The organism is Pseudomonas sp. NPDC087612, assembly GCF_044743505.1.
Classification (GTDB): domain Bacteria; phylum Pseudomonadota; class Gammaproteobacteria; order Pseudomonadales; family Pseudomonadaceae; genus Aquipseudomonas.
Genome location: NZ_JBIUWO010000021.1, coordinates 1 through 8,070, shown reverse-complemented (window position 1 = coordinate 8,070; position 8,070 = coordinate 1). Strand labels below are relative to the sequence as shown.

11 protein-coding genes and 1 tRNA gene are annotated in these 8,070 nt (G+C 55.8%); all 12 read right to left on the bottom strand.

What is annotated here, in order from left to right:
- Positions 1-84: hypothetical protein (locus ACIOVF_RS27810; RefSeq protein WP_401294150.1), on the bottom strand; the 84-nt coding region annotated here is incomplete at its 3' end.
- 219 nt (positions 85-303) lie between these two features.
- The gene (rplL, locus tag ACIOVF_RS27805) at positions 304-669 is read right to left on the bottom strand and encodes a 50S ribosomal protein L7/L12 (RefSeq protein ID WP_043861936.1); all 366 of its coding nucleotides are present in this window, start codon (positions 667-669) and stop codon (positions 304-306) included.
- Between the two features lie 78 nt (positions 670-747).
- On the bottom strand, positions 748-1,248 hold the full coding sequence (gene rplJ, locus ACIOVF_RS27800; protein ID WP_045190247.1) for a 50S ribosomal protein L10: 501 nt from the start codon (positions 1,246-1,248) through the stop codon (positions 748-750).
- Positions 1,249-1,447: 199 nt separating this feature from the next.
- Positions 1,448-2,143 carry a 50S ribosomal protein L1 gene (rplA, locus tag ACIOVF_RS27795; RefSeq protein ID WP_045202241.1) on the bottom strand — a complete coding sequence of 232 codons (696 nt, stop codon included), beginning with the start codon at positions 2,141-2,143 and terminating at the stop codon, positions 1,448-1,450.
- Positions 2,143-2,574: a 50S ribosomal protein L11 gene (gene rplK, locus ACIOVF_RS27790; protein ID WP_010220295.1), complete on the bottom strand. Its 432-nt coding sequence runs from the start codon at positions 2,572-2,574 to the stop codon at positions 2,143-2,145. Before rplK ends, rplA begins: the two co-directional genes overlap by 1 nt.
- A 119-nt stretch (positions 2,575-2,693) precedes the next feature.
- Positions 2,694-3,227 (bottom strand): transcription termination/antitermination protein NusG, encoded by a 534-nt coding sequence (nusG, locus tag ACIOVF_RS27785; RefSeq protein ID WP_010220294.1) that lies wholly within the window; start codon positions 3,225-3,227, stop codon positions 2,694-2,696.
- Between the two features lie 9 nt (positions 3,228-3,236).
- Positions 3,237-3,605, bottom strand: a complete 369-nt coding sequence (secE, locus tag ACIOVF_RS27780; RefSeq protein WP_045202238.1) for a preprotein translocase subunit SecE — start codon at positions 3,603-3,605, stop codon at positions 3,237-3,239.
- Between the two features lie 45 nt (positions 3,606-3,650).
- Positions 3,651-3,726 (bottom strand) — tRNA-Trp (locus tag ACIOVF_RS27775).
- 53 nt (positions 3,727-3,779) lie between these two features.
- Positions 3,780-4,973, bottom strand: coding sequence for an elongation factor Tu (gene tuf, locus ACIOVF_RS27770; protein ID WP_401294141.1), 1,194 nt, complete (start codon positions 4,971-4,973; stop codon positions 3,780-3,782).
- Positions 4,974-5,003: 30 nt separating this feature from the next.
- A complete protein-coding gene (gene fusA, locus ACIOVF_RS27765) occupies positions 5,004-7,151 on the bottom strand; it encodes an elongation factor G (RefSeq protein WP_045202252.1) in 2,148 nt (715 codons plus the stop codon).
- A 30-nt stretch (positions 7,152-7,181) separates the two neighbouring features.
- Positions 7,182-7,652, bottom strand: a complete 471-nt coding sequence (gene rpsG / locus ACIOVF_RS27760; protein WP_008089143.1) for a 30S ribosomal protein S7 — start codon at positions 7,650-7,652, stop codon at positions 7,182-7,184.
- 120 nt (positions 7,653-7,772) lie between these two features.
- On the bottom strand, positions 7,773-8,070 hold a 298-nt coding region (gene rpsL, locus ACIOVF_RS27755; RefSeq protein WP_401294138.1), incomplete at its 5' end, for a 30S ribosomal protein S12.

The following is an 8,070-nucleotide window of genomic DNA, read 5'->3' as shown; positions in this document are numbered from 1 at the left end:
CAGGAGGTAAGGAACAACCATGACGTCCGGCAACTTGCTAAAGTCCTTGCGGATACGTTTTTTCTCAGTGTATGAGTAAGCCATCAGCGTTCCCCAGCTTGGTCACCTGCTTGTTTGGCTTCTCCCGACGGGAGCAGCCAGAAAATCGTGCAAACCCCTTGGTTTGCGCCACCATCATTGGTGGTTGCAGCTCGTTATCAGCGCCGACCTGGTCAGCCGCCAATAACGGAAAAAGGCCGGTGGCAAGAGCCACCAGCCATCAGCCTTTCGCTTGTCGCTCGGGCTGGAGACGCACAGTCGAAATTATTTCAGTTCGACGGTAGCGCCTGCTGCTTCCAGGTCAGCTTTAGCCTTGTCAGCGGCTTCTTTCGAAACGCCTTCAGCAACAACCTGAGGAGCGGTATCAACCTTTTCCTTGGCTTCTTTCAGGCCCAGGCCGGTCAGTTCGCGAACAGCCTTGATCACGTTTACTTTCTTGTCGCCAGCGGCAACCAGAACAACGTTGAACTCGGTTTGTTCTTCAACAACGGCAGCGGCAGCAGCTGGGCCAGCAGCGGCAACAGCAGCGGTAACGCCGAAGGTTTCTTCCATTGCTTTGATCAGCTCAACAACTTCCAGAACGGTTTTCTGGCCGATTGCTTCGATGATTTGCTCGTTAGTCAGAGACATGACTTAAATCCTGTATTGGGGTGACAGCCTACGCAGCCATCAAATTAAACGTATGATTTCGAAAGTGCTTTCTGCGCCTTAGGCTGCAGCAGCTTCTTTCTGGTCGCGAACGGCTGCCAGAGTACGAGCCAGCTTGCTGGTAGCGCCTTGGATCACGCTCATCAGCTTTGCAATAGCTTCGTCGCGGGTCGGCAGCGAAGCCAACACGTCGATCTGGTTTGCGGCAAGGAACTTGCCGTCGAACGCAGCTGCCTTGATCTCGAACTTGCTCTGACCCTTGGCGAATTCTGCGAACAGACGGGCAGCAGCGCCCGGGTGTTCGTTGGAGAACGCGATCAGGGTAGGGCCGGTGAAGGCGTCGTTGAGGACACTGAATTCAGTGTCAGCAACAGCGCGCTTGAGCAGGGTGTTACGTACAACACGTACGTAAACGCCAGCTTCACGAGCCTCTTTACGGAGTCCGGTCATTGCGCCTACAGTCACGCCACGGGCATCAGCCACGACAGCAGACAGAGCGACTTTGGCAGCCTCGTTGACTTCAGCGACGATGGCCTTCTTGTCTTCGAGTTTAATTGCCACGGGTAAAACTCCTGCTTGTTACCGTTTCATCCAGCCGGGGCCGGATGTCGTTTTGGTGTCTGATTCGGTAAGGAACCAGGGGCACCATCTGCGTAGGCTTGTGGTTTAAGACTTGCGTCGCCTACGGTCTTGGATAGCCCCCGCCAGGCAGGGACCCCAATTTTTCAACCTGGTGCGATCACTCGCACCGGGTTTTGTCTTACGCGTTCAGCGAGCTCTGGTCGATGACCAGACCTGGGCCCATGGTGGTGCTCAGGGTAACGCGCTTGACGTAGATACCTTTCGAGGAAGCTGGCTTGATACGCTTCAGATCAGCGATCAGGGCTTCAACGTTTTCCTTCAGCTTGCCAGCTTCAAAGCCGATTTTGCCAACGGAGGTGTGGATGATGCCGTTTTTGTCGGTGCGATAACGAACCTGACCAGCCTTGGCGTTTTTAACCGCGGTGGCTACGTCTGGAGTTACGGTACCGACTTTCGGGTTAGGCATCAGGCCGCGAGGACCCAGAACCTGACCCAGCTGACCTACAACACGCATTGCGTCCGGGGAAGCAATAACGACGTCATAGTTCAGGTCGCCGCCTTTCATTTCGGCAGCCAGATCGTCCATACCAACGCGGTCAGCGCCGGCAGCCAGAGCGGCCTCGGCAGCAGGACCCTGGGTGAAGACAGCTACACGTACGGTCTTGCCAGTGCCGTGTGGCAGCACGGTAGCGCTACGTACGACCTGGTCGGATTTACGTGGGTCAACACCGAGGTTGACAGCAACGTCGAAGGATTCGCTGAACTTCACGGTGGACAGTTCGGCCAGCAGCACTGCTGCTTCTTCGAAGTTGTAGACTTTGCCTGCTTCGATTTTCGAAGCAATGGCCTTTTGGCGCTTGGTCAGCTTAGCCATTACACACCCTCCACGTTGAGGCCCATGCTGCGAGCGGAACCGGCGATGGTACGCACGGCCGCATCCATGTCAGCAGCGGTCAGATCAGCATTTTTGGTTTTTGCGATCTCTTCCAGCTGAGCACGGGTCACAGTACCGACTTTAACGGTGTTCGGACGTGCAGAACCGCTGGTCAGGCCAGCTGCTTTCTTCAGCAGAACCGAAGCAGGGGTGCTTTTGGTTTCGAAGGTGAAGCTGCGGTCACTGTAAACAGTGATGATCACAGGAGTCGGCAGGCCGGCTTCTTGACCCTGGGTACGGGCGTTGAAGGCCTTGCAGAATTCCATGATGTTCACACCGTGTTGACCCAGTGCTGGACCAACGGGTGGGCTTGGGTTGGCCTGGCCGGCCTTTACTTGCAGCTTGATGTAAGCCTGAATCTTCTTAGCCATGAGCTACTCCAATATCGGGTACGAACGCCAGATGGCTCCCCGGATGACTTGCGTTTTATCCCAGTGACGACAAAACCCCGCAGCACATAGGGCTGCGGGGTATGGGATGCTTTGTTCGGCTAGACCTTCTCGACCTGGCTGAACTCGAGCTCTACCGGGGTAGAGCGACCGAAAATAAGCACGGCCACTTGGATCCGGCTCTTCTCGTAGTTAACTTCTTCAACGGTACCGTTGAAATCAGCAAACGGACCATCGATAACACGGACCACTTCGCCCGGCTCGAACAGAGTCTTCGGCTTCGGCTTGTCGCTGCCATCGGCAACGCGACGCAGAATGGCCTCGGCTTCCTTGTCGGTGATCGGTGCAGGCTTGTCTGCAGTACCACCGATGAAGCCCATGACGCGAGGGGTGTCCTTGACCAAGTGCCAAGTCCCTTCGTTCATGTCCATTTGGACCAGCACATAACCTGGGAAGAACTTACGCTCGCTTTTGCGCTTCTGGCCATTGCGCATCTCAACCACTTCTTCAGTGGGTACCAGAATTTCGCCGAAGCCATCTTCCATGCCAGCCAGCTTTACGCGCTCGATCAGCGAGCGCATGACATGCTTCTCGTAACCCGAGTAAGCATGCACAACGTACCAACGCTTAGCCACGGGACACCCTTAGCCAACAATCAAGGAAATCAACCAACCCAGCAGGGAGTCGAGACCCCACAGCAGCAACGCCATCACCAGGACAACCGCCACTACGATGAGCGTGGTCTGCGTGGTTTCTTGGCGGGTTGGCCATACGACTTTACGAATCTCGGTGCGAGCTTCCTTTGCCAGCGCAAAGAACGACTTGCCTTTGGCGGTCTGCAGGGCAACAAAGCCAGCTACAGCAGCAAGGGCAAGCAGTGCAAGTACGCGGTACAGAATCGGCGAAGCAGAGTAATACTGGTTACCCACAACACCAACGACTACCAAAGCGACAACAGCCAGCCACTTGAGCAGATCAAAACGAGAGTCTTGGGCTTCAGCCTTGGGAGTCATCTAGGAAGATCCTGTGAAAAGAAAGCCAGACACACGAGGTGAATCTGGCAGGTCAGGAGGGAATCGAACCCCCAACCTACGGTTTTGGAGACCGTCGCTCTGCCAATTGAGCTACTGACCTAAAAGCTTATCAGGCCGACCATTATGCCGGCCTGATCGAGAGAAATCAACTACTTATTCGATAATCTTCGCTACTACACCAGCGCCGACGGTACGACCGCCTTCACGGATAGCGAAACGCAGACCGTCTTCCATCGCGATGGTTTTGATCAGGGTAACAGTCATCTGAATGTTGTCACCTGGCATTACCATTTCAACGCCTTCTGGCAGCTCGCAGTTACCAGTCACGTCAGTAGTACGGAAGTAGAACTGTGGACGGTAGCCTTTGAAGAACGGAGTGTGACGGCCGCCTTCTTCTTTGCTCAGAACGTAAACTTCTGCGGTGAACTTGGTGTGCGGCTTGACCGAACCTGGCTTGACCAGAACCTGGCCACGCTCAACGTCGTCACGCTTGGTGCCGCGCAGCAGCACGCCGCAGTTCTCGCCAGCACGACCTTCGTCCAGCAGCTTGCGGAACATCTCAACACCGGTGCAGGTGGTGGTGGTGGTGTCACGCAGACCAACGATTTCCAGGGCGTCTTGAACGCGGACGATACCACGCTCGATACGACCGGTAACAACAGTACCACGACCCGAGATCGAGAATACGTCTTCGATTGGCATCAGGAACGGCTTGTCGATAGCGCGCTCAGGCTCTGGGATGTAGCTGTCCAGAGTCTCAACCAGCTTCTTGACAGCGGTGGTGCCCATTTCGTTGTCGTCTTTGCCTTCCAGCGCCATACGAGCCGAACCGATGATGATCGGGGTGTCGTCGCCTGGGAAGTCATAGGTGGACAGCAGGTCGCGAACTTCCATCTCGTCCAGTTCCAGCAGCTCAGCGTCGTCTACCAGGTCAGCCTTGTTCAGGAAGACCACGATGTACGGAACGCCAACCTGACGGGACAGCAGGATGTGCTCACGGGTTTGTGGCATCGGACCATCGGCGGCCGAGCAAACCAGGATCGCGCCGTCCATCTGGGCAGCACCGGTGATCATGTTCTTCACGTAGTCAGCGTGACCTGGGCAGTCGACGTGAGCGTAGTGACGAATGTTCGAGTTGTACTCGACGTGTGCGGTGTTGATGGTGATACCGCGAGCTTTCTCTTCTGGAGCGCTGTCGATCTTGTCGAATTCGACGACGGCCGAACCGAAAACTTCGGAGCAGACGCGAGTCAGAGCTGCGGTCAGAGTGGTTTTACCGTGGTCAACGTGACCGATGGTGCCAACGTTGACGTGCGGAAGGGAACGATCAAATTTTTCTTTAGCCACGACAGTGAACCTCTTGCCTAAAGGGCTGGATTAGCCTTGTTTTTTAACGAGTGCTTCGACGATATTCGACGGAGCTTCGGCGTATTTGGAGAATTCCATGGAGTAGCTCGCGCGACCCTGAGACATGGAACGAACGTCGGTCGCATAACCGAACATTTCTCCGAGCGGAACTTCAGCACGGACAACCTTGCCGGACACCGAATCTTCCATACCCTGGATCAGACCACGACGACGGTTCAGGTCACCCATCACGTCACCCATGTAGTCCTCAGGGGTCACAACTTCTACCTTCATGATCGGCTCAAGCACTTTACCGCCGCCTTTGGCTGCGAGTTGCTTGGTCGCCATGGAGGCCGCCACCTTGAACGCCATCTCGTTGGAGTCGACGTCGTGGTAGGAACCATCAAACACGGTAGCCTTCAGGCCGATCAGCGGATAGCCGGCAACGATGCCGTTCTTCATCTGCTCTTCGATACCCTTCTGGATCGCCGGGATGTATTCCTTAGGAACCACACCACCTACAACCTCGTTGGTGAATTCCAGGCCTTCGGTGATGTTGCCTTGTGCGTCCACTGTTGGCTGCGAGAAGCGAATCCAGCAGTGACCGAACTGACCGCGACCACCGGACTGACGAACGAACTTACCTTCGATCTCGACGTTGTCTTTGGTGATCTGCTCGCGGTACGAAACCTGTGGCTTACCAATGTTGGCTTCGACGTTGAACTCGCGCTTCATGCGGTCAACGAGGATGTCCAGGTGAAGCTCACCCATACCGGAGATGATGGTCTGGCCGGTTTCTTCGTCGGTTTTGACGCGGAACGACGGGTCTTCCTGAGCCAGTTTGCCCAGTGCGATACCCATCTTTTCCTGGTCTTGCTTGGTCTTCGGCTCAACAGCTACCGAGATCACAGGCTCCGGGAAGTCCATACGCTCGAGGATGATCGGCTTGTCGGCGTTGCACAGGGTGTCACCGGTGGTGACGTCCTTCATGCCGATCAGAGCAGCGATGTCGCCTGCCAGTACTTCTTTGATTTCTTCACGCTGGTTGGCGTGCATCTGCACCATACGACCAACGCGCTCTTTCTTGCCCTTGACCGAGTTGATCACGGAGTCGCCGGACTGCAGCATACCCGAGTAAACGCGGACGAAGGTCAGAGTACCCACGAACGGGTCGGTGGCAATCTTGAACGCCAGAGCCGAGAACGGCTCGTTGTCGTCGGCATGACGCTCGTCGTAGTCGGCGTCAACCAGCTCTTCTTTCGGCTTCTCGATCAGATCAGGGTGGATACCCTTGATCGCCGGGATTTCGGTCGGAGCAGGCAGGAAGTCGATAACGGCGTCGAGAACCAGGGGAACGCCCTTGTTCTTGAACGACGAACCGCAGACAGCCGGAACGATCTCGCTGGCCAGGGTGCGCGCGCGCAGACCGGCTTTGATTTCTTCGACGGTCAGCTCACCTTCTTCAAGGTACTTGTTCATCAGCTCTTCGTTGGCTTCGGCAGCGGCTTCGACCATATTGGCGCGCCACTCTTCAGCCAGCTCCAGCATATCGGCAGGAATTTCTTCCTCGCGATAAGTGGTGCCTTTGTCGTCGTCGTTCCAGTAGATAGCCTTCATCTTGATCAGGTCGACCTGACCCTGGAAGTTATCTTCCGAACCGATGGCCAGCTGAACAGGAACCGGGGTGTGACCCAGACGGTTCTTGATCTGACCTACGACGCGCAGGAAGTTGGCACCGGCACGGTCCATCTTGTTCACGTAAACAACACGTGGAACGCCGTACTTGTTGGCTTGACGCCATACGGTTTCGGACTGTGGCTCAACGCCGGACGTGCCGCAGAACACAACGACCGCGCCGTCGAGTACGCGCAGCGAACGTTCTACTTCAATGGTGAAGTCAACGTGGCCGGGGGTATCGATGACGTTTACGCGGTAGTTGTCATACTGGCCACGGGAACCCTGCCAGAAGGTGGTAACAGCAGCGGAGGTAATGGTAATACCCCGCTCCTGCTCCTGCACCATCCAGTCGGTGGTCGCGGCGCCGTCATGCACCTCGCCCATCTTGTGGCTCAGGCCTGTGTAGAACAGGATCCGCTCGGTAGTGGTAGTTTTGCCCGCGTCAACGTGCGCGCAAATACCGATGTTACGGTAGCGGTTGATTGGTGTAGTACGAGCCATAGAGCCCTCGCAAAAATAGTGATGCCAGAATTAGAAGCGGTAGTGCGAGAACGCTTTGTTGGCTTCGGCCATACGGTGTACGTCTTCACGCTTCTTGACTGCAGCACCTTTGCCTTCAGCAGCATCCAGCAGCTCGCCAGCCAGGCGCAGAGCCATGGACTTCTCGCCACGCTTGCGGGCGTAGTCTACCAACCAGCGCATTGCCAGGGCGTTACGACGGGATGGACGAACTTCAACAGGAACCTGGTAAGTGGCACCGCCAACACGGCGCGACTTAACTTCGACCAGCGGAGCGATGGCGTCGAGAGCTTTCTCGAAGATTTCCAGGGGATCGCTGTTCTTGCGTTCTTTAACCTTGTCCAGTGCACCGTAAACGATACGCTCGGCAACGGCTTTTTTGCCGCTTTCCATTACGTGGTTCATGAACTTGGCGAGGATCTGGCTTCCGTATTTTGGATCGTCCAGAATCTCACGCTTGGCTGCTACACGACGTCTTGGCATTGATAAGCCCTCAAACGGTCTTCAGGTTAGCCCGGGACAGTGCCCCTTAAGGGTGCGTGCCCGACCTTACTCTTATCGACTCAATAAAATTGATAACTGCAAACTGCGACAAACGGCCGATTACTTCGGACGCTTGGTACCGTACTTCGAACGACCTTGGTTACGACCTTTGACGCCGGAGGTATCCAGGGAGCCGCGAACGGTGTGGTAACGAACACCTGGCAAGTCTTTTACACGACCGCCACGGATCAGTACGACGCTGTGCTCTTGCAGGTTGTGGCCTTCACCGCCGATGTACGAGGAAACCTCGAAACCGTTGGTCAGACGCACACGGCAAACTTTACGCAGTGCCGAGTTAGGTTTTTTCGGCGTGGTGGTGTACACACGGGTGCACACGCCACGAAGTTGCTGGCAGTTC

Bases quoted from the DNA above. Each gene is read 5' to 3' on its own strand.
- rplL (WP_043861936.1), bottom strand. From the start codon at position 669: ATGTCTCTGACTAACGAGCAAATCATCGAAGCAATCGGCCAGAAAACC.
- secE (WP_045202238.1), bottom strand. From the start codon at position 3,605: ATGACTCCCAAGGCTGAAGCCCAAGACTCTCGTTTTGATCTGCTCAAG.
- fusA (WP_045202252.1), bottom strand. From the start codon at position 7,151: ATGGCTCGTACTACACCAATCAACCGCTACCGTAACATCGGTATTTGC.
- rplA (WP_045202241.1), bottom strand. From the start codon at position 2,143: ATGGCTAAGCTGACCAAGCGCCAAAAGGCCATTGCTTCGAAAATCGAA.
- rpsG (WP_008089143.1), bottom strand. From the start codon at position 7,652: ATGCCAAGACGTCGTGTAGCAGCCAAGCGTGAGATTCTGGACGATCCA.
- rplK (WP_010220295.1), bottom strand. From the start codon at position 2,574: ATGGCTAAGAAGATTCAGGCTTACATCAAGCTGCAAGTAAAGGCCGGC.